At 57.8% G+C, this 19407-nt stretch carries 20 protein-coding genes; 8 read left to right on the forward strand and 12 right to left on the reverse strand.

All coding sequences use genetic code 11. The annotated features are described in order from the left end of the window. Window positions 1-69: 69 nt before the first annotated feature. From yeiB to QCD69_RS04165, 3 genes are all read right to left on the reverse strand, one after another. Window positions 70-1221, reverse strand: a complete 1152-nt coding sequence (gene yeiB / locus QCD69_RS04155) for a DUF418 domain-containing protein YeiB (RefSeq protein WP_301251136.1) — start codon at window positions 1219-1221, stop codon at window positions 70-72. A 56-nt stretch (window positions 1222-1277) separates the two neighbouring features. Further along, a complete protein-coding gene (gene folE, locus QCD69_RS04160; protein ID WP_125288176.1) occupies window positions 1278-1943 on the reverse strand; it encodes a GTP cyclohydrolase I FolE in 666 nt (221 codons plus the stop codon). A gap of 125 nt (window positions 1944-2068) precedes the next feature. Continuing rightward, window positions 2069-3205, reverse strand: a complete 1137-nt coding sequence (locus tag QCD69_RS04165; RefSeq protein WP_301251138.1) for a YbfB/YjiJ family MFS transporter — start codon at window positions 3203-3205, stop codon at window positions 2069-2071. Window positions 3206-3321: 116 nt separating this feature from the next. Between QCD69_RS04165 and ptrR the strand changes: the two genes are divergently transcribed. The 6 genes from ptrR (at window position 3322) to QCD69_RS04195 (ending at window position 7134) form a co-directional block, all read left to right on the forward strand. Next, entirely contained in the window at window positions 3322-4203 is an 882-nt protein-coding gene (ptrR, locus tag QCD69_RS04170; protein ID WP_253459956.1) for a putrescine utilization regulator PtrR, read from the forward strand. Between the two features lie 75 nt (window positions 4204-4278). Continuing rightward, window positions 4279-5403 (forward strand): S-(hydroxymethyl)glutathione dehydrogenase/class III alcohol dehydrogenase, encoded by a 1125-nt coding sequence (locus tag QCD69_RS04175; RefSeq protein WP_253459953.1) that lies wholly within the window; start codon window positions 4279-4281, stop codon window positions 5401-5403. A gap of 10 nt (window positions 5404-5413) precedes the next feature. Then, window positions 5414-6256, forward strand: a complete 843-nt coding sequence (gene fghA, locus QCD69_RS04180; RefSeq protein WP_253459950.1) for an S-formylglutathione hydrolase — start codon at window positions 5414-5416, stop codon at window positions 6254-6256. A gap of 164 nt (window positions 6257-6420) precedes the next feature. Continuing rightward, complete coding sequence (locus QCD69_RS04185) at window positions 6421-6642, forward strand: type II toxin-antitoxin system RelE/ParE family toxin (protein ID WP_253459947.1); 222 nt, start codon at window positions 6421-6423, stop codon at window positions 6640-6642. Continuing rightward, the gene (locus tag QCD69_RS04190; RefSeq protein ID WP_253459943.1) at window positions 6572-6799 is read left to right on the forward strand and encodes a hypothetical protein; all 228 of its coding nucleotides are present in this window, start codon (window positions 6572-6574) and stop codon (window positions 6797-6799) included. The genes QCD69_RS04185 and QCD69_RS04190 overlap by 71 nt, the downstream gene beginning before the upstream one ends. Beyond that, complete coding sequence (locus QCD69_RS04195; RefSeq protein ID WP_253459939.1) at window positions 6796-7134, forward strand: helix-turn-helix domain-containing protein; 339 nt, start codon at window positions 6796-6798, stop codon at window positions 7132-7134. The genes QCD69_RS04190 and QCD69_RS04195 overlap by 4 nt, the downstream gene beginning before the upstream one ends. Window positions 7135-7240: 106 nt before the next feature. On the opposite strand, the gene QCD69_RS04200 is transcribed toward QCD69_RS04195, so the two are convergent. From QCD69_RS04200 to QCD69_RS04220, 5 genes are all read right to left on the reverse strand, one after another. Next, window positions 7241-8029 carry an ABC transporter ATP-binding protein gene (locus QCD69_RS04200; protein ID WP_301251166.1) on the reverse strand — a complete coding sequence of 263 codons (789 nt, stop codon included), beginning with the start codon at window positions 8027-8029 and terminating at the stop codon, window positions 7241-7243. Further along, window positions 8026-9108 (reverse strand): FecCD family ABC transporter permease, encoded by a 1083-nt coding sequence (locus QCD69_RS04205; protein ID WP_253459936.1) that lies wholly within the window; start codon window positions 9106-9108, stop codon window positions 8026-8028. Before QCD69_RS04205 ends, QCD69_RS04200 begins: the two co-directional genes overlap by 4 nt. 164 nt (window positions 9109-9272) lie before the next feature. Next, entirely contained in the window at window positions 9273-10739 is a 1467-nt protein-coding gene (locus QCD69_RS04210; protein ID WP_125288184.1) for an amino acid permease, read from the reverse strand. A 150-nt stretch (window positions 10740-10889) separates the two neighbouring features. After that, window positions 10890-11756, reverse strand: a complete 867-nt coding sequence (yieE, locus tag QCD69_RS04215) for a DNA-binding transcriptional regulator YeiE (RefSeq protein WP_253459933.1) — start codon at window positions 11754-11756, stop codon at window positions 10890-10892. 9 nt (window positions 11757-11765) lie between these two features. After that, window positions 11766-12137, reverse strand: coding sequence for a YkvA family protein (locus QCD69_RS04220; RefSeq protein WP_253459930.1), 372 nt, complete (start codon window positions 12135-12137; stop codon window positions 11766-11768). A 105-nt stretch (window positions 12138-12242) separates the two neighbouring features. On the opposite strand from QCD69_RS04220, the gene QCD69_RS04225 reads away from it, so the two are divergent. Then, window positions 12243-13283: a YeiH family protein gene (locus QCD69_RS04225; protein ID WP_253459927.1), complete on the forward strand. Its 1041-nt coding sequence runs from the start codon at window positions 12243-12245 to the stop codon at window positions 13281-13283. Between the two features lie 60 nt (window positions 13284-13343). Beyond that, window positions 13344-14186, forward strand: coding sequence for a deoxyribonuclease IV (nfo, locus tag QCD69_RS04230; RefSeq protein ID WP_301251142.1), 843 nt, complete (start codon window positions 13344-13346; stop codon window positions 14184-14186). 372 nt (window positions 14187-14558) lie between these two features. Here the strand turns inward: nfo and QCD69_RS04235 are convergent, their stop codons facing one another. The 4 genes from QCD69_RS04235 to fruB all read right to left on the reverse strand — a co-directional run bounded on the left by QCD69_RS04235 (window position 14559) and on the right by fruB (window position 19309). Next, a complete protein-coding gene (locus QCD69_RS04235) occupies window positions 14559-14909 on the reverse strand; it encodes a hypothetical protein (protein WP_301251143.1) in 351 nt (116 codons plus the stop codon). A 608-nt stretch (window positions 14910-15517) separates the two neighbouring features. Continuing rightward, complete coding sequence (gene fruA, locus QCD69_RS04240; RefSeq protein ID WP_253459921.1) at window positions 15518-17224, reverse strand: PTS fructose transporter subunit IIBC; 1707 nt, start codon at window positions 17222-17224, stop codon at window positions 15518-15520. A 16-nt stretch (window positions 17225-17240) separates the two neighbouring features. Continuing rightward, a complete protein-coding gene (gene fruK / locus QCD69_RS04245; protein WP_253459920.1) occupies window positions 17241-18179 on the reverse strand; it encodes a 1-phosphofructokinase in 939 nt (312 codons plus the stop codon). After that, on the reverse strand, window positions 18176-19309 hold the full coding sequence (gene fruB / locus QCD69_RS04250) for a fused PTS fructose transporter subunit IIA/HPr protein (RefSeq protein ID WP_253459917.1): 1134 nt from the start codon (window positions 19307-19309) through the stop codon (window positions 18176-18178). Before fruB ends, fruK begins: the two co-directional genes overlap by 4 nt. Window positions 19310-19407: the final 98 nt, after the last annotated feature.

Raw genomic sequence — 19407 nt, forward strand, 5'->3', positions numbered from 1 at the left:
AAGACTGCGTGAATCAGGTCACACTGATGAAAACGGTTACATCCCTTTCCGTCACATTTGTGACGCTTATCATTTTTGTAACATTACGTCGCGGCTGCTCAGACGGGTGAGCTGACGCCAGCACCATTCGACCGGCCCCTGGCGGAAATAGCGCAGCCAGCACAGCGAAAAGAGGAGATTTACCAGCCAGACCAGCAGCACTACCACCAGCAGCTGCGGCCGATCGAGCCGGTTGAACCAGCCGAAATGGTTAAAAAGCGTGGTGCAAAGCAGCGTTTGCAGTAAATAGTTGCTCAGCGCCATCCGCCCTACGCTGCTGATGGCGCGCGTGAGGGTAAAACGGGCCAGCGTAGGCCAGAAACCAAAGCAAAGCGCGGCATAGCCGATAGCCTGAAGCGGCGCGCTCAGCTCGCGCGGCAGCTGTAAATAGAACGCTGACGGATAAAATGCCCAGCCGCAAGCCCACTGCAGATAAATGCCCGGTATTTCGATGATGGCCGCCAGCAGCAGCAGGATCAGCGCGGTGCGCCGGTAGTGGGTCAGGCTCCAGCGCCCCTGTAGCCAGCCGCTGCGCATCAAGGCGCCGCCAATCAGCATCAGGCCGGCCAGCTGCCAGCCGTACTGCGCCGCCAGCGACAGCAGGCCTGACGAGAGCAGATCGAGACGGTTGCGCACCGCTTCCCAACCGCCGTGGGTTTTCCAGAAGGTTTCATACTGAATATCCGCCGCCCCCGCCAGCCAGGAATTGTTAGGCTGATGGCCCGACAGCAGGCCGAACACCAGCAGCACGCCGCAGCCCACGATATAAAGCATCACGCCGGTATTAAACAGCTGCCGCGTCGAGGAGACGTCGCGGATCATCCGCCAGGCTACCAGCCCAATCAGCCCGTAATCCAGCAGGATGTCCCCTTCCCAGAACAGCAGACAGTGCAGAAAACCGAGCAGCACCAGCCAGCTCAGGCGCGCCTGTAGCCAGCGTTTGCCGCGCGAAAGCAGCAATTGCAAGCCGCCGCCAAACAGCAGCGCAAACAGCGCGAGGAATTTCAGCTGGGCAAAGAAATCGATCAGCGCCCACGTCCAGGCATCGCCCGGCGTAACGCTGCCCTGCCACGCCGGGTTCAGATAGGCGGCGCCCGGCAGACCGAAGGCGTTAATGTTGAGCAGCAGGATCCCCAGAATGGCGATGCCCCGAATAAAATCCAGCGTCTGAATACGAGGCATCGGCAGGCCCTGACTGTGGTGAAGGGTAACAACTGGCTACGACGGCGCGCCGTAGCTTAGCTGTGGCGAACGGCGCGCAGAAACTCCTGACGGGTGTTCTGGCTGGATTTGAACAGGCCGCCCAGTGAAGTGGTGGTGGTGGCGCTGGTCGCATCACGAATGCCGCGCGCTTTTACGCAGTAGTGCACCGCGTCGATGGAAACCGCGACGTTATTGGTGCCAAGCAGCGTTTGCAGCGCAACCAGGATCTGCTGGGTCAGCCTTTCCTGTACCTGTGGACGGGAAGAGAAAAACTGCACGATGCGGTTAATCTTCGACAGGCCAATCACTTTATCTTTCGGGATATAGGCTACCGTCGCTTTGCCGTCGATGATCACAAAGTGGTGCTCGCAGGTGCTGGTCAGCGTGATATCCCGCACCGTCACCATTTCGTCCACCTTCATTTTGTTTTCAATCAGGGTGATTTTCGGGAAGTTGGCGTAGTCCAGGCCGGAGAACACCTCATTCACATACATCTTAGCGATGCGGTGCGGCGTTTCCATCAGGCTGTCATCTTCTAAATCAAGATTAAGCAGCTGCATGACTTCGGTCATGTGCCCGGCGATCAGCCGCCTGCGGGTTTCGTCATCCATATCACGCGCAGGCGAGCGTAGGGGTGTTTCCAGTCCACGCGCAAGCAGCGCTTCGTGAACAAGTGTGGCTTCCTGACTTAACGTAGCCATGGCGATCTATTCTCCAGCAGGTGTAACGCCGGTCCCGACGGGACCGGTACAATTTCAGAGGGCGTATTTTGGTACACAACGCGTCGTTAATCCAGCGAATCAAGCTAAACCACCCTGAAACTGTTTCATGCAGCACCGGGATCGCGCCGCCAGACCAGCAGCCCGGCCACCAGCAGTCCCGCGCCCGCGACGTAAAGCGCTGGCTCAAGGCGATGGGTAAAAGTGGTGGAAAGCGCGGAAACCAGCGGCCCGGCCAGCTGGCCGATAGCGTAACCGGTGGTCAGCAGGCCTGCCATATACCGGCTATGGCGCGGCGCCATCTCGCGGGCATATTGCAGCGAAAGCGACACCAGGTTAAGAAAGCCAATGCCCATCAGTATTGAACCGACCACCAGCCCGCTCAAACCCGGCACCACGGCGGCGCACAGCACGCCCAGCGCCTGCGCCCACAGGTTAAACGCCAGCCGCGTATTGGATGAACCGATATGCCGCATAACAATGCCCAGCCCGACGCCTAACACCGCCGTGCCGCCAAAAATGGGCCAGACAAACTGCGCAAAAGCGCTGGCAGGAAAACGGGCCGCCGCCATCTGCGACAGAAACGTGGCGGGAATGATGTAGCCAAAGCCGGCCAGGCTATAGCTCCAGACCAGCTTTTTCAGCCCGCTGGTCAGCACCAGCGGTTCCGGCGTGGTTTCGGGCCGGTGCAGCTCGCCTTTACGCGGCAGGAAACGAAAAATAAGAGAAGCCAGCACCAGCGACAGCACGCCATAGGCGCACCAGGCCTGCGCGGCGCTGACCTGCTGTGCGTGAAGAAACACGGCCAGCAGCCCGCTCAGAAAGATGCCCATGCCCGGCCCGGCGAAGACGGCGGCGCTTAAGCCGGGACGGCCATATTTATGCAGCTGCTCGTTGCTCCATGCCGCTACCAGCACCATCGCCCAGCCGCTGGCCCAGCCGATCGCAAAGCGCACCACGCCGTGCAGCCAGGCATCGGACACGCAGGCGGAAAGCAGCGTCAGGATCACCGCGCCGCCGATGCCTGCCTTAAGCCTGGCCTCCACGTGCGTGGTCGTCCGCATCGCGTTCCAGGAGCCGCAGAGGTAGCCCAGGTAGTTGAAGGCCGCGACCACCGCCGCGCTGGTCAGCGTCAGCTGATGCTCCGTAATCATCAGCGGCACCTGCGGCGTAAAGGTAAACCGCCCAATGCCCATCGCGACAATCAGCGCAATAAAAGCGCTTAGCGCTACCCGTATTGCCATTTGTTCTCCCTTCCGGCTTTATCCGGCTTGATGAAAGTGTTGCAGTCAGTCTGCATCATGGATAGACTTACAAAAAGTGAATAATACAAACCAACTTGTTTACGAAAAGAGAATAAATGGATCTGACCCAGCTTAAAATGTTCTGCGCGGTAGCGGAGACCGGTTCGCTGGCGCGCGCCGCCGAACAGCTGCATCGCGTGCCGTCCAACCTGACGACCAGGCTGCGCCAGCTGGAGCAGGAAACGGGCATCGATCTTTTTATCCGCGAAAAGCAGCGCCTGCGGCTGTCGCCGATGGGCCATAATTTTTTGTGCTATGCGCAGCGGATCCTGGCGCTCAGCGAGGAAGCGCTGGCAATGACGCACAACGGCGAGCCTGGCGGCATATTTGCGCTGGGATCGATGGAGAGCACCGCCGCTGTCCACCTGCCCTCTTTATTGTCAACCTACCATCAGCGCTATCCTGAGGTCACGCTGTCGCTGGTCACCGGTACCTCGGGTGAAATCATTGAGCAGGTGCGGAAAGGCACGCTGGCCGCCGCGCTGGCCGAAGGCCCGGTCGTGGCCGACGAGCTGAACAGCTGCAAAACCTTTAGCGAGCGCATGGTGCTGATCAGCAACCTGCACCATGCGCCCATTCAGCGCCCTGAAGATGCCGCAGGCGATACGCTGTTCGCCTTCCGTCCCGGCTGCTCTTACCGTCTTCGTTTAGAAAACTGGTTTCGTCAGGCGGGGATTTCACCCGGCCCGTTTATGGAGATCCAGTCCTATCACGCCATGCTGGCCTGCGTAGCCAGCGGCGCCGGGCTGGCGATACTGCCGGAATCGGTGCTGGAAAGGATCGCCGCGCCGGGCCAGGTGCAAAAACATGCGCTGCCTGCGGATATCAGCGAGACCACGACTTACCTGGTGTGGCGTCGGGATGCGTTTACCCCCAACGTCAAGGCGCTGAAGTACCTGATTATAGAGCAATCCCCGGACGATGAAATTCAGCCATAATTAAATGGTTTGAGCGGCGTCAGGCCGCTCGCCAGATCCCTGCCAAATGGCAACCTCTACAAGGAATAAACTGATATGCAGATGATTAAAACTCGCGCCGCTGTTGCCTGGGCCGCCGGCGAGCCGCTGTCGATTGAAGAAGTCGACCTGATGCCGCCGCAGAAAGGCGAAGTGCTGGTACGCATCGTCGCGACCGGCGTCTGCCACACCGATGCCTATACCCTTTCAGGAAAAGATCCTGAGGGCGTGTTCCCGGCTATTCTGGGCCACGAAGGCGGCGGTATTGTCGAAGCGGTTGGCGAAGGCGTTACCAGCGTGGCGGTCGGCGATCACGTCATTCCGCTGTACACGCCGGAATGCGGCAAATGTAAGTTCTGCCTCTCCGGCAAAACCAACCTGTGCCAGGCTATCCGCGCCACCCAGGGCAAAGGGCTAATGCCGGACGGCACCACCCGTTTCTTTAAGGACGGCAAGCCGATTTTCCACTATATGGGCACCTCGACCTTCTCTGAGTACACCGTTATCCCGGAAATTTCACTGGCGAAAATCAGTAAAGAAGCGCCGCTGGAAGAAGTTTGCCTGCTGGGCTGCGGCGTCACCACCGGTATGGGCGCGGTGATGAACACGGCCAAGGTAAAAGAAGGCGATACCGTGGCGATCTTCGGTCTGGGCGGCATCGGCCTTTCGGCGATTATCGGCGCGAAGATGGCGAAAGCGGGCCGGATTATCGGTATCGATCTCAATACCAGCAAGTTCGATCTCGCCAGAAAGCTGGGCGCCACCGACCTGGTTAATCCAAAAGATTACGATAAGCCCATTCAGGATGTGATTGTTGAAATGACCGATGGCGGCGTCGATTTCTCCTTTGAGTGCATCGGCAACGTTAACGTGATGCGTTCCGCGCTGGAGTGCTGCCACAAAGGCTGGGGCGAGTCCGTGATTATCGGCGTGGCTGGTGCAGGCGAAGAGATTTCTACCCGCCCGTTCCAGCTGGTGACCGGACGCGTCTGGCGCGGCTCCGCGTTTGGCGGCGTGAAAGGCCGCTCGGAGCTGCCGGGGATCGTCCAGCGCTACCTGGATGGTGAATTCCAGCTGAATGATTTCATCACCCACAATATGCCGCTGGAAGAGATCAACGACGCGTTCGATCTGATGCACGAAGGGAAATCTATCCGTTCCGTGGTGCATTTTTCTAAATAAGGAGACAAGGATGGTATCCACCCTGGAGTTACTGGAAGAACACCGCATGTTTGGCGGCTGGCAGCAGCGCTATCGCCACCAGTCGGCCACGCTGAACTGCTCTATGACCTTCAGCATTTTTTTGCCGGGTCCGAAAGGCGATACCGCCCCGCCGGTGCTCTGGTTTCTGGCCGGGCTGACCTGTAGCGACGAGAATTTCTCGACCAAAGCGGGCGCGCAGCGCGCGGCGGCAGAGCTGGGTCTGGTGCTGGTGATGCCGGATACCAGCCCGCGCGGCGAAGTGGTGCCCAATGACGAAGCCTACGATCTGGGCCAGGGTGCCGGATTCTATCTGAACGCGACCCAGGCGCCGTGGGATGCGCATTTTCGGATGTACGACTACCTGACGGAAGAGCTGCCCGCGCTGATTGCCGGCAACTTTAACGTCAGCGATAAGCAGGCGATTATGGGCCATTCTATGGGCGGTCACGGCGCGCTGATGCTGGCGCTGCGTAATCCGCAGCGCTATGTTTCGGCCTCCGCCTTTGCGCCGATCGTTAATCCAACGCAGGTGCCGTGGGGCGAAAAAGCCTTTACGGCCTATCTGGGCGAGGATCGCGCGCTGTGGGAAGCCTGGGACAGCTGTCTGCTGATGCAGCAGGCGACGCATCCGCTGCCGATGCTGCTGGATCAGGGCGACAGCGATCAGTTCCTCGCCGATCAGCTGCGCCCGGAACGGCTGGAAGCGGTGGCCAGCGAGAAAAACTATCCGCTGACCGTGCGCATTCAGCCCGGTTACGATCACAGCTACTACTTTATCGCCAGCTTCGTGGAAGATCATCTGCGCTTCCATGCCCGCTATTTGCTGGCGTAACCCTTCAGGGCCGGGATCTTCCCGGCCTTTTTTTTCTTGCGCTCCCCTCAGGATCCGCCCTGCAATAGCAATACATCCTCCTGTCGGCATGGCCATAACCACTTGTAGTGAAGCCGTAATGGTTATTATAATAATGGTTACTATATGGAGCGGAGGCCAGGGAAATGGCGATTTATATCCATAAGCGCCTGGACAAGATGTTTGCAAAAGCTGGCATTGCAGATACCGACCTTTGTCTGGCCGCAAGGGAGATTGAGTGCGGCAACTATGAGGCAGATTTGGGCGGGGGCGTTAAAAAAAAGCGGATTGCTTTGAATGCAGGCAAACGCGGCGGCGCCCGCACAGTGGTATTTTTTAAAAAAGATAACAATCTGTTTTTTTTATGATGGCTGGCTGAAAGACGGTTCGAAAAAAGCGGCAAAAGAGATTGGCGAGGATGAGCTGGAGATTTATAAGAAGCTCGCCAGAGCTTATTTTAAAGCGGATAAAAACATGCTGGATCGACTGAAAGCAAGCGGGACGTTCAGAGAGGTAAAACAATGAAAACGAAACCGGCCGAGTTACATGAGATGCTTGACGATGCTAAAGAGCTACAGGCGCTGGGGCTAATGAGCAATAACGATGTGCAGGAAATCGCTGCCCGCGTCAGCCTGCGTGAGTTTCGTCAACGTATTGCCGCAGTCCGCACCATGTCCGCCAGCGAAATCAAAGCCGTTCGCGCCCGCTGGGGACTGACCCAGGCCACGCTGGCCTATACGTTGGGCATGACGGTAGACAGCGTTTCCAAATGGGAGCGTGGCGAGATTACCCCAAGCGGCCCGGTTCTGCGCATACTGAACACGCTGGCGGTAAAAGGCCCCGATGTTTTCGCTATCTGAGCACAAACGCAGGGTAAAAATCTGAGCGTCAGGGAATTAACAATGATGCGCCAGACAGAGAGGGAAGCAATGCACAAGAGAGCCGGCAAGAAACCGACTCGTCCATTCAGGAAACCGGCTCGCTGACCAGGCCATCAATCAGCACCTGCGGCGTCCCCTGCGAGCAGCGCTCAATACGGCCCCGCACGCCGTATACCTTCGCCAGGCTTTCCGGTGTAATCACCTCTTCCGGCAGACCGTCAGCAATCAGGCCGCCGTTTTGCAGCATCAGCACGTGCTGACCGTGACGCAGAGCGATATTGATATCGTGCACCACGACTACGGTAACGATATTCCGCTTGCTGGTTTCCCGGCGCACTAAATCCATGACGTGGAACTGATAGTTAAGATCCAGCGCGCTTAGCGGCTCGTCCAGCAGCAGCAGCTCCGGGCGACGGATCAGCGACTGCGCCAGGCCAACCAGCTGCTTCTGGCCGCCGGAAAGCTGATCGAGGTAGCTCAGCGCCAGATGCGCGATGCCCAGCCTTTCCAGCAGCGCCATCACTTCCCCCTCGCTCGTCGCGCTACCGCGTGCGCCGGAAGCGCGCTGGGCGACGATAATGGATTCAAGCACGTGCAGATGCACGCCAGCGGGCAGCGACTGCGGCAGGTACACCACTTTTTCCGCCCGGCGGGCAAACGGCTGGCTCAGCAGCTCCGTGCCGTTCAGCCACAGCTCGCCCTGCGCCTGATTCAGTCCGGCAATCGAGCGCAGCAGCGTGGATTTTCCGCAGCCGTTCGGCCCCAGCAGCACGGTGATTTTGCCTCGCGGCAGCAGCGGCACGTTCAGGTTGCTGATAATCTTGCGTTTAGGATAACCGGCGTGAAAGCCTTTAATAGCTAAACCGTCCATCAGACGCTCCCCCGATGACGCAGAATAATGCTCAGGAAGAACGGCACGCCGACCAGAGAAGTGACGATGCCGACCGGGATAATCACGCCGGGCACCAGGTTTTTCGACACCACCGACGCCATTGACAGCACCAGCGCGCCGGTCAGCGCGCTGGCTGGCAGGTAAAAACGGTGATCCTCGCCAAAGATCAGGCGAGCGATATGCGGCGCCACCAGGCCGATAAACCCGATTGGGCCGACAAAAGCCACCGCCAGCGCGGAAAGCACGCTGATGCGCAGCAGCGTGCCCAGCCGCAGGCGGCGCACGTCAATACCAAAACTGACGGCGCGATCTTCGCCCAGGCGCAGCGCGGTGAGCTTCCAGGCGCTCATCATGGAGAACGGCAGAACCAGCAGCAGCGCCAGCGTCAGCACGCCCAGTTTCTCCCAGGAGGCGCGCGCCAGGCTGCCCATCGTCCAGAACACCAGGCCCTGCAACGTATCTTCGCTGGCGATAAACTGCATCATGGATACCAGCGCGTTAAAGGTAAACACCAGCGCGATGCCGAACAGCACCACGCCGGAAGTCGCCACGCGCGTCCAGCGGGTAACGCCGTCCAGCATCAGCGCGGCCAGCAGCGCAAAAATAAAGGCGTTAGCTGAGATAAACCACTGATCCGGGATACCGGGCAAACCGATGCCCAGCACGATAGCCAGCGCGGCGCCAAAGGCGGCGGCGGAAGAGACGCCCAGCGTAAACGGACTGGCCAGCGGGTTATTCAGGATAGTCTGCATTTCCGCACCGGCCAGCCCCAGCGCCAGCCCGACCACCACTGCCATCAGCGCGTAAGGTAAACGAATATCCCAGACGATAACGCGCGAACCGGCATCCACGCTCTGCGGCGACAGCAGCGTTTGCCACAGCGTTTCCAGCGACAGGCCCGACGGGCCTAAAGTAAAGTCGAACAGCAGCGAAGCGAGGATAGCCAACACCAGCACGCCCATAAAAAACAGGCGGCGGCGCAGCAGATGATGATAACGATCCATCGCGCCTTCGTGCTGTTGGACGCTGGCGTAGCGGTCGGTGTTGTGGGTCACGCTCATGGTTTCTACCTGTCATGGAGTTCGCACCAGGCCGGCTGCAAACCCTGAAAATTAGCAAAGCGGAAAACGTACGGCGCTAACAATAAAGGAAATGATAATAGTTATCAATCCTATATGTAACAGAGTATGTCAAAGAAAAAGGCGCGGAAACCGCGCCTTCACCCTTATTTAAATTTGGGGAACTGCATTTCGCTGTATTTCACAAAGCGCGTGCGCTTCGTCAGCTTGTAGCCGAACCAGATAATCAGGAACAGCGGGATGCCGATATAGGTTGCCGCCGCGCCGTACCAGTCAATGCGATCCGCCAGGAACGCCTGGTAGTTTTGCCCCAGGGTGATGATCAGGCAGAGCACGAAAGCGAAGATCGGCCCCAGCGGGAAGAACTTAGAGCGGTACGGCAGATCGTTGATATCGTAGCCCTGCGAGACAAAGCCGCGACGGAAACGGTAATGGCTGATGGCTATCCCCAGCCAGGCGATAAAACCGGTCATGCCGGAAGTATTCAGCAGCCAGAGATAGACCGTCTGGTTGCCGAACATTGAGGTCAGGAAACAGAGCGCGGCAACCACGGTGGTGGCATACAGCGCATTGCGCGGCACGCCGCCTTTTGACAGCTTGCCAAACATACGCGGCGCTTTGCCTTCGCGCGCCAGCGTAAACAGCATACGGGTCGACGCATACATCCCGGAGTTGCCCGCTGACAGGATAGCGGTGAGGATCACGGCATTCATGATCGCCGCCGCTGAAAGCAGCCCGGCATGTTTAAACACCAGCGTGAACGGGCTGACGCTGATGTCTTTCACATCGTTACGCAGCAGGCTTGGGTCGGTGTAAGGGATAATCAGGCTGATCACCAGGATCGCCAGGATATAAAACAGCAGGATGCGCCAGAAGACCTGACGAACCGAGCGCGGAATATTTTTGGCCGGATCTTCCGATTCGCCTGCGGCGATACCAATCAGTTCCGTTCCTTGGAAGGAGAAGCCGGCAATCATCGCCACGCCGATCATGGCGGAAAAGCCGCCGGAGAAAGGCGCATCGCCGATCTGCCAGTTACCCCAGCCCGCGACCGGCTGGTCGCCGCGCAGAATGCCGAGGATCATCATCACGCCCACTACGATAAAAATCACTACCGTGACCACTTTGATCAGGGAGAACCAGTATTCTGCCTCACCAAAGCCCTTTACCGAGATGTAGTTGAGCAGGAAGATAACGCTCAGAAAGAGTACGCTCCAGATCCAGCCGGGCGTATCGGGGAACCAGTAGGTCATCACCAGCTGCGCGGCAACCAGTTCAATCGCCACGGTCACGGCCCAGTTGTACCAGTAGTTCCAGCCCAGCGCAAAGCCGAAGCCTTCTTCAACGAAGTTGGAGCCGTAGGTAGAAAAGGAGCCGGATACCGGCATAAAGGCGGCCAGTTCGCCGAGGCTGGTCATCAGGAAATAGACCATCAGGCCGATCAGGGCATAGGAAAGCAGCGCGCCGCCGGGGCCAGCCTGGGAGATAGTCGCGCCGGAAGCGACAAACAGGCCGGTGCCTATGGAACCGCCGATGGCGATCATCGTCAAATGACGCGCCTTTAGTTTGCGCTGTAATTCAGGCTGTTGTGTTGTTTTTGTGTCATGATCCATTGGTAAATGCTGTGCTCTGGCTAAAATGAGGCGCGATTGTAACAAACTCCTTCGTCAGAAGAAGTCATTCCGCGACGTTATAAGATAGCTTCATGATCTGCGGCGAATTATTAGCGCCTGATTAAGCCCCGTTTTTCTGACTGCTCCGCTTTATTCCGCGCAGTAGCTTAGAAAACGCAGCAGCGCCTTCGAGAGATGCTTCTGCCGATGATGAATACGGTACAGCGTGCGTTTGAGTTTGGGCAGCGGGATCGGCACTTCTTTTAACGTGCCTGCCGCCAGCTGTTCCGCAATAACCCGCCGCGACAGACAGCTGATGCCCATCCCGTGGCGCACGGCATGCTTGATTGCCTCTGAGTTGCCCAGCTCCAGCGCCAGGCTAAACTGCGGCAGATGCGAAAGCAGCAGATAATCGACGATTTCGCGCGTGCCGGAGCCGTGTTCGCGCAGGATCCACGACGCGGCCGCCAGGCTTTCCAGCGTCACCGGCTGACGCAGAATAGCCGCGTCGGCGGCGGCAAAAACCACCAGCTCATCTTCCAGCCAGGGTTCGCCAACCAGCTCGCTGACGTGGCACGGCCCTTCGATAAAACCCACATCGACGCGAAAATCAGCCACGGCGTTAATCACATCCTGGCTGTTGCCCACGCTCAGCTCCAGCGGCAGCTCGGGAAAGTCGCGCCGCCAGCCGGCAATCATGCCCGGCAACAGATAGTTACCAATGGTGCTGCTGGCGTAAACCCGCAGCGCGCCGTTATCTTCGCGAAACAGCTGTTCGATTTCAGTGGTTTGCTCCAGCAGCGCCACCGCCCGTGGATAAAGCAGGCGGCCGTGCTCGTTAACCACCAGCCGTTTTCCGACCCTGTCGAACAGCTGAACGCCCAGCTGATTTTCCAGATCCGCCAGCGCCGCGCTGACCGCCGACTGCGACAGCGACAGCACCTGCGAGGCCTGGGTTGTCGAGCCGCTTTTCAGCACCTCAGCAAAGACCTCAAGCTGCCTTAATGTGATATGCATTGTTATTCCTTACTGACTCCATGTCTTCACCAGCCAGATAATCATCGCCAGCCATACCAGCAGCACTATCGCCAGCCAGCCGCCAAGCTTCTTTTTCCTGTGGGCCTGCCGGGCGGTTCGCTGTTGGCTGGCGGCCCTGACCTCCGCCGGCAGCAGGCGCAGCAGCAGCATCATGCCCGACGGCACGATAATAGCGTCGTCCAGTAGCCCAACAAAGGGAATAACGTCGGGAATAAAATCAACGGGGCTTAGCGCATAAACCGCCAGCAGCACGGCCATGCCCTTTTGCCACAGTGGCGTACGCGGATCGCGGCAGGCATACCACAGCGTGACGCCATCTTTTCTGATTACGCTTACCCATCTTGTTAATCGCCTGAACATCCCCGCCCTCTCATATCACTTATTCTGGTTAATTATAAATATATAATCAATTTCTCTTTTAAGCCAGCCTGCGCCATGCTGCGTCTGTCTACTAAGGAGGCTGATATGGCTGAACTGGCATTTCCTTCTTCTCGTCCGCTGCGCTATGGCGCAGGCCTCGGGCTGGCAATGCTGCTGGCCGCTGCTGCCCTTCAGGCTGGCAACCTGCCCGTGCTGAAAACGGCCGGGCTGGGCACCTTAACGCTGGCGATGCTGTTGGGGATCGTAGCAGGCAATACGGTTTATGGCCGCCTGGCTGCGCGCTGCGGCACAGGCGTACACTTTGCCAAACAGCAGCTGCTGCGGCTTGGCATCATGCTGTACGGTTTTCGGCTGACCTTTCAGCAACTTGCCGATATCGGCTTAAGCGGCGTGCTGACCGATCTGCTGCTGCTGACCTCCACTTTTCTGCTGGCCTGCTGGCTGGGCCGTCGCGTGTTGCATCTGGATCGCGATACCGCCTGGCTGATTGGCGCGGGCAGCAGCATTTGCGGCGCGGCGGCGATTATGGCGACGGAGCCGGTAATTAAAGCGGAGCCGCAAAAAGTGGCGGTAGCGGTGGCTACCGTGGTGCTGTTCGGCACGCTCGGCATCTTTCTTTATCCACTGCTATGGCATGAGCTGGCCGCTCTGCTGCCGGGCCTGACGCCGACGCAATGGGGGATCTTTACCGGCTCTACGCTGCATGAAGTGGCACAGGTAGTGGCGGCCGGGCACGCCGTGAGCGCGGAAACGGAGAACGCGGCGGTCATTACTAAAATGCTGCGCGTGATGATGCTGGCGCCCTTCCTGCTGCTGCTCAGCCGTTTCGTGCGTGCCGACGACAGCGGCGGCGGCGAAGTAAGCTTTCCCTGGTTCGCGCTGGGTTTTATCGGCGTGGCGCTGTTTAACTCGCTGCATCTGCTGCCGCCGTCGCTGGTTAGCGGCCTGAACGAGCTGGACAATTTTTTACTGGCCGTGGCGATGGCGGCGCTGGGATTAACCACGCAGTTCAGCCTGTTGAAAAAGGCGGGACTAAGGCCTTTACTGCTGGGCCTGCTGTTATTCGTCTGGCTGCTGCTGGGCGGCGGCGCGATAAACCTGGCTATCCAGCATTTGCTGGCATAAATCCGCGCCGTTTCCGGTTATCATGGCCCGCTTTACAGTAAAACCAACAGGAGAGCAGGCATGAAATATATCGGCGCCCACGTCAGCGCATCCGGCGGCGTGGATCAGGCGGTGCTTCGCGCCCATGAAATCGAGGCGACGGCCTTTGCGCTTTTCACTAAAAATCAGCGTCAGTGGCGCGCGGCCCCGCTGAGCAAAGAGGTGATTGCCGCTTTCCGCAACGCCTGCGAAAAATATCACTACAGCGCCGCCCAGATCCTGCCGCACGACAGCTTTTTAATTAACCTGGGCCATCCACAGGAAGAGGCGCTGGAGAAGTCCCGCCTCGCCTTTATCGACGAACTACAGCGCTGCGAGCAGCTGGGCCTGACGCTGTTGAACTTCCATCCCGGCAGCCATTTGCAGCAGATTGACGAGGACGCCTGCCTGAAGCGCATCGCCGAATCGGTTAACGTCGCGCTGGATAAAACCCAGGGCGTCACCGCCGTGATTGAAAATACCGCCGGTCAGGGCAGCAATCTGGGCTTCCGCTTTGAGCACCTGGCAGCCATTATCGACGGCGTAGAGGATAAGTCGCGCATCGGCGTCTGTATTGACACCTGCCACGCCTTTGCGGGCGGTTACGATCTGCGTACTGAAGAAGATTGCGTGAAAACCTTTGAGGAGTTTGGTCGCGTGGTAGGCTTTGAGTATCTGCGCGGGATGCATCTTAACGATGCCAAAAGCGCGTTTGCCAGCCGCGTTGACCGTCATCACAGCCTGGGCGAAGGCAATATCGGCAAAACGGTGTTCAGCTGGCTGATGAAGGACGCTCGCTTCGACGGTATTCCGCTGATCCTGGAAACCGTCAATCCTGATATCTGGAAAGATGAAATCGCCTGGCTCAAGTCGCAGCAGGTCTGATCTATAGACGTAAAAAAAGCCAAATGCCTGCCATCATACAGTCTGTTGCATTGATGTCAGGCTATTTTTGTACCCTCTATAAAGGGAAAGACCGTAAGCGCGGCTATTATAAAAGCCTTGAGCTGAGTCAAGGCTTTTAAATTAATTGATGCTATTTATTATTTCTAAAAATATGCCTGTAACACCAGGATACGACTGTACCGGCTCCAAGCATACTAAGGACAACAACCAGCAGGCGGGATAGTAAATAGGGAGCAGGATACCAGTTGGGGTTTGTGATACCGGCGCCCGCTAACAATGAACTGGTTATGAAAACCCCTAAGATAATTGCGACGCAATATCCTGTTTTATAAATAGACATATTTATTAATCCTACCAGCTACATTCCGATCCGCCAGAGCAATTATTATTACTACCTGTACCTCCTCCTCCACCATTGCCGTTAGGGCGCCAGCATCCACCAGTGAAACTGCCGGCAACGGCACCGACGGCCACTGTGGCAGGCGTTCCACCCAGCGCCCCTAATGTAGCCCCGCCCAAAATATTTTCAACACAGGAATCAGGAACACCGTTAATATACGAATAATGCATTATACCATTGTAATTGTTCCTGCTGGCCGATGAACTATGACTTTTACTTCCTGAGTTTCCTTCATAATTGCTGTTAGCATTGCCGCCAGAGATTTCGCCCCATAATTCAGAGCTTATTTCCCGAGTAGTCATAAGAGACTCCTTGCAATTTTAGTCTGAAATAGATTTCCTTTTACTTCGTAACAAGGCAATGTTGGTTTACTCTTATGTCAGGACTTTGTCAAGTAACGCAAGATTGTGCCAATAACAGATTAAATAACCTTGTTAATTATAAATATTATCAATTTTTAATTAGGTATTTTAAAGTGATTACAGGAACATACTAATAAAACAGACAAATTATTTTGAAGCCAGTCACAATTATTTTATTCACGGCTATTGTCAACGTAAATGAGCCTGAACTGTTACGGCGATCTGGCACATCTGCCGCAGGACTAAATTTGGGGGTAAATTATCCCTTCTTTCACCTGCTCAAACGGCACGTCGCCCGTAAGCTCGACACTTTACGTGCTGATATTTTCGACTCTGATACGTTCACATTTTATGCGTTCAAGAGCGCCTGAAAGAGGTGGCTCTATAGCTTTGCCTGAGCGTTTACCAACAATGACCTGACTGCATCCCAGCTCTACCATGCCTGCTGCGAATTGTTCACTAACAGCCTTATCTGCCTGAAGAAACCGACTGATCTATCGATGTAAAAAAAGCGCGGTTGCCCGCGCTTTTTACTGTGGCCGCCTGGATCAGGCTTTAGCCATTTCCGCTTCCGGGCGCTTCAGCACCGCGTAAGAGAGTCCGGCAACCAGCGTGCCGACGATAATCGCTATCAGATAGCCCAGCACCGGCGTAATAGCGCCAGGGATCAGCAGCACAAACAGCCCGCCGTGCGGCGCCATCAGCTTCGCGCCTACCCACATAGAGATAGCGCCGGTCAGCGCGCCGCCAACGATACAGCATGGCAGAACGCGCATCGGGTCACGCGCCGCAAACGGAATAGCGCCTTCGGAAATAAAGCACAGGCCCAGCACCAGCGCCGCTTTGCCGCCTTCCTGCTGGCCTTTGTTGAATTTCCGGCGCGCCACCAGCGTAGCGACGCCCATCGCCAACGGAGGCACCATGCCGCCCGCCATAATGGCCGCCATCGGCGCATAGGTTTGCGAACTGAGCAGGCCGACGCCAAACGCATAGGCCACTTTGTTCACCGGGCCGCCCATATCGGTACACATCATGCCGCCCAGTACCGCACCCAGCAGAACCGCGTTACCCGTGCCCATATTGCTCAGCCAGTGGGTCAGCCCCGCCATAATCTGGGCAACCGGGCCGCCAACCACATAAATCATCAGCAGGCCGGTGATCAGACTGGCGACCAGCGGAATAATCAGGATCGGTTTTAACGCCTCCATACTCTGCGGAAGCTTAAGCTTAGCGCTGATAAACTTCGCGGCGTAACCGGCAATAAAACCGGCAATAATGCCGCCAAGGAAACCGGCGTTGATGGTGCTGGCCAGCCAGCCGCCAATCAGGCCAGGCGTCAGACCAGGACGATCGGCAATTGAGAAGGCGATAAAGCCCGCCAGCACCGGCACCATCAGTTTGAAGGCGCTGCCGCCGCCGATTTCCATCAGCGCCGCCGCCAGCGTACCCTGCTCTTTAAACGCGGTAATGCCGAAGGCGAAAGAGAGCGCGATGCTCAGGCCGCCCGCCACCACCATCGGCAGCATATAGGAAACGCCGGTCAGCAGATGACGATAGGCGCCTGCGCCCTCTTTTTTCTCGCCCTGCGCCGCTGGCTGACCGCCGCCCTGCGGCTGATAAGGTTTGGCCTGCGCCAGCGCCTTATCAAACTCCTGTGCGGTTTTCTTCAGCGCCAGGCCGGTCGAGGTGCGATACATCGGCTTACCGGCAAACTTCGCCAGATCGACTTCAATATCCGCCGCCACGATAACCAGGTCAGCCTGGGCCACTTCTTCCGGCGTAATGGCATTGCCCGCGCCTACGGAGCCGCGCGTTTCGACTTTCACCCACCAGCCGCGTTTTTTCGCTTCGGCGTCAATGGCTTCGGCCGCCATAAAGGTGTGCGCCACGCCGGTTGGACAGGCGGTAATGGCGACGATGCGTTTTGGCCCGCTGGCAACCGCGTCGGCCGTGTTCACCGCGGCAGGTTTAGCTACGGCGGCAGGCGCCTGCCAGGCTTTCGCCTCGGTTTGCGCGCGGGCCAGCTCTGCTTCCGGCTGGCGCAGCAGCTGCTCCGCCGTGGTCTGATAAACGGTTTTACCCGTCAGGTCGATGTTGGCGGGCAGCGTGTCGCCCACCAGGATCACCTGGTCCGCTTCGGCCAGATTTTCCGTTAGCGTCAGCCCTTTTGCGGCCGCGCTCGCTCTGGTGATATTTTTTGCCAGATGACCGGTAGCCAGTCCCAGCGAAGGATCAAGTATCAGCAGCGTTTTCATTATGCCTCTCCTGCTGTCAGTTAAAAGGTTTCAGGTCGACGCGCGCCATCATCGCGGCCAACTGGGTACGATCGCTTACGCCCACGTTGCTCTGGCTTACGGCCAGGGCTGCTACGGCGGTAGCCAGGCGTAGGGTATGCTCGCTGGATTCGCGCATCAGCAGGCCGTAAATCAGCCCGCCCACCATTGAATCCCCGGCCCCCACGGTACTCACCACCTCACAGGCCGGCGGTTTGGCGATCCATTCGCCTGAAGCGTTAACCCACAGCGCGCCTTCTGCGCCCAGCGAAATCACTACGTGGGCGATCCCCTGTTCACGCAGCGCATGCGCCGCCTCAATCACATCCTGCAGGGTCGGCAGCTTGCGCCCGGCCCAGATTTCCAGCTCGCGACGGTTTGGCTTAACCAGCCAGGGCGCGGCTTTCAGGCCCGCCACCAGCGCTTCGCGGCTGCTGTCGAAAATAATGCACGGGCAGTGCGTGCGCAGCGCGATCATCCACTCCGTAAAGGCATCGGGATTGACGCCTGCGGGCAGACTGCCGCTGACGCAGACCATATCGAACTGGCCCAGCCACGTCAGAGAATCCGTGGTGAAGCGCTCCCAGTCCTGCGGGGTGACGTCAAAGCCGGAAAAGTTAAGATCGGTGACCTCGCCATCTTTTTCAGTCAGCTTAACGTTGATGCGGGTCCGGCCTTCGACCACCTGAAAACGGTTAGCAATGCCCAGATCGCTGAACAAATGCTGAAAGCCATCCTGATTCTCTTTGCCCAGGAAGCCGCCAACGGTGACATCGATGCCCAAATCTTTCAGCACTTTGGCAACGTTGATGCCTTTCCCGGCGGCGTGCAGGCCGGTGGTTTTCACCAGGTTGACTTCGCCGCGCTCGATTTCCGGCGTATAGCCCACCAGATCGTAAGCGGGATTCAGCGTGATGGTTGCTACGCGTCTGCTCATGCCGCCCCCTCGCCTAAACCAGCGCTGATAGCCTCGCCGATCGCATCCAGCGCCGCGCGGGCATCTTCGCCGCTGGCGGTGAAGCGCAGGCGGTGACCTTTTTTCACGCCCAGCGCCACTACTTTCATCAGGCTGCGGCCGTTAGCCGGCTTGCCGCTGCCGTCAAGGTTGGTCACCGTGACGTCGCAGTTGAATTTTTTAATGACGCTGACCAGCGCCGTGCCCGGACGGGCATGCAGGCCGTGCTCGTTGCGGATAGTAAACTCTTCCGTCAGCGTATCGGCCTGTTCGGAGACTTCGCTGGTCAGCAGCGCCAGGATCCCTGCGGCATCGGCGCTCAGCAGGCGATCCGCTTTTTGCTTAATCAGCAGATCGCTTAGATAGTTCAGCACGTTCAGCGGCTGCTCGTCGGCTACGGCAACGGTCACCAGCAGCGCGGCTTTTTCGCCGTCTACTTCAAAGGGTGTCGCGCTACGGCTTACGGCGACGGCGCTGCCCAGGTTGCCTTCGGTGCTGTCGCTCAGCCAGACGCCCTGCCCTAAATTCAGCGGACGCGAAGCGATAACGCGGCTGACAAAGCTCGCATCAACCGCGCCGGCCTGCTGTAGGCGACCGGCGTTCAGCGCCTGGAGCGTCATCAGATCGGTGGCCGCCACGTCAACTGTGATCAGCGAGGTGTCGAATTTAAATTCCGTTCCCTGCTTTTCCCCCATCAGCAAACCGCGCAGTGTTTCTGCGGAATCCGTGGTTTTCAGCTGTTCCGCCACGCTGTCATCGCTCAGCACGTGCGTCAGCTGACGCAGTAGCGCCAGATGCTCGTCCGATTTAGCGGCGATGCCGATCACCACATAGGCGGTCTGGTCTTCGCCCCAGGCGATGCCCTGCGGAAACTGATAAACCTGCACGCCGGTTTTCAACACCAGATCGCGCGTGTCGGTCGTGCCATGGGGAATAGCGATGCCGTTACCCAGATAGGTCGAGGTTTGCTGCTCGCGGGCCAGCATACCGTTAACATATCCTTCACCCACGTTGCCGGCTGAGGTTAAAGCGGCTGCCACCTGTCGGATGGCCTCTTCTTTATCTCCGGCCCTGGCACCGGGATGGATTGCATTCAGTTCAAGCTGGAACATAGTTCTCCTCACTGCTTCATTGAATCGTTTCAGCTGGCGGACGGAAAAATAAGCTTTCAGGCCGCTAACTGCCTGTGCAGACGACGCTGAAACGTTTC

Source organism: Erwinia sp. PsM31, from assembly GCF_030433775.1.
GTDB lineage: Bacteria > Pseudomonadota > Gammaproteobacteria > Enterobacterales > Enterobacteriaceae > Erwinia > Erwinia aeris.

Bases quoted from the DNA above. Each gene is read 5' to 3' on its own strand.
- yeiB (WP_301251136.1), bottom strand. From the start codon at position 1,221: ATGCCTCGTATTCAGACGCTGGATTTTATTCGGGGCATCGCCATTCTG.
- folE (WP_125288176.1), bottom strand. From the start codon at position 1,943: ATGGCTACGTTAAGTCAGGAAGCCACACTTGTTCACGAAGCGCTGCTT.
- QCD69_RS04165 (WP_301251138.1), bottom strand. From the start codon at position 3,205: ATGGCAATACGGGTAGCGCTAAGCGCTTTTATTGCGCTGATTGTCGCG.
- ptrR (WP_253459956.1), top strand. From the start codon at position 3,322: ATGGATCTGACCCAGCTTAAAATGTTCTGCGCGGTAGCGGAGACCGGT.
- QCD69_RS04175 (WP_253459953.1), top strand. From the start codon at position 4,279: ATGCAGATGATTAAAACTCGCGCCGCTGTTGCCTGGGCCGCCGGCGAG.
- fghA (WP_253459950.1), top strand. From the start codon at position 5,414: ATGGTATCCACCCTGGAGTTACTGGAAGAACACCGCATGTTTGGCGGC.
- QCD69_RS04185 (WP_253459947.1), top strand. From the start codon at position 6,421: ATGGCGATTTATATCCATAAGCGCCTGGACAAGATGTTTGCAAAAGCT.
- QCD69_RS04190 (WP_253459943.1), top strand. From the start codon at position 6,572: ATGCAGGCAAACGCGGCGGCGCCCGCACAGTGGTATTTTTTAAAAAAG.
- QCD69_RS04195 (WP_253459939.1), top strand. From the start codon at position 6,796: ATGAAAACGAAACCGGCCGAGTTACATGAGATGCTTGACGATGCTAAA.
- QCD69_RS04205 (WP_253459936.1), bottom strand. From the start codon at position 9,108: ATGAGCGTGACCCACAACACCGACCGCTACGCCAGCGTCCAACAGCAC.
- QCD69_RS04210 (WP_125288184.1), bottom strand. From the start codon at position 10,739: ATGGATCATGACACAAAAACAACACAACAGCCTGAATTACAGCGCAAA.
- yieE (WP_253459933.1), bottom strand. From the start codon at position 11,756: ATGCATATCACATTAAGGCAGCTTGAGGTCTTTGCTGAGGTGCTGAAA.
- QCD69_RS04220 (WP_253459930.1), bottom strand. From the start codon at position 12,137: ATGTTCAGGCGATTAACAAGATGGGTAAGCGTAATCAGAAAAGATGGC.
- QCD69_RS04225 (WP_253459927.1), top strand. From the start codon at position 12,243: ATGGCTGAACTGGCATTTCCTTCTTCTCGTCCGCTGCGCTATGGCGCA.
- nfo (WP_301251142.1), top strand. From the start codon at position 13,344: ATGAAATATATCGGCGCCCACGTCAGCGCATCCGGCGGCGTGGATCAG.
- QCD69_RS04235 (WP_301251143.1), bottom strand. From the start codon at position 14,909: ATGACTACTCGGGAAATAAGCTCTGAATTATGGGGCGAAATCTCTGGC.
- fruA (WP_253459921.1), bottom strand. From the start codon at position 17,224: ATGAAAACGCTGCTGATACTTGATCCTTCGCTGGGACTGGCTACCGGT.
- fruK (WP_253459920.1), bottom strand. From the start codon at position 18,179: ATGAGCAGACGCGTAGCAACCATCACGCTGAATCCCGCTTACGATCTG.
- fruB (WP_253459917.1), bottom strand. From the start codon at position 19,309: ATGTTCCAGCTTGAACTGAATGCAATCCATCCCGGTGCCAGGGCCGGA.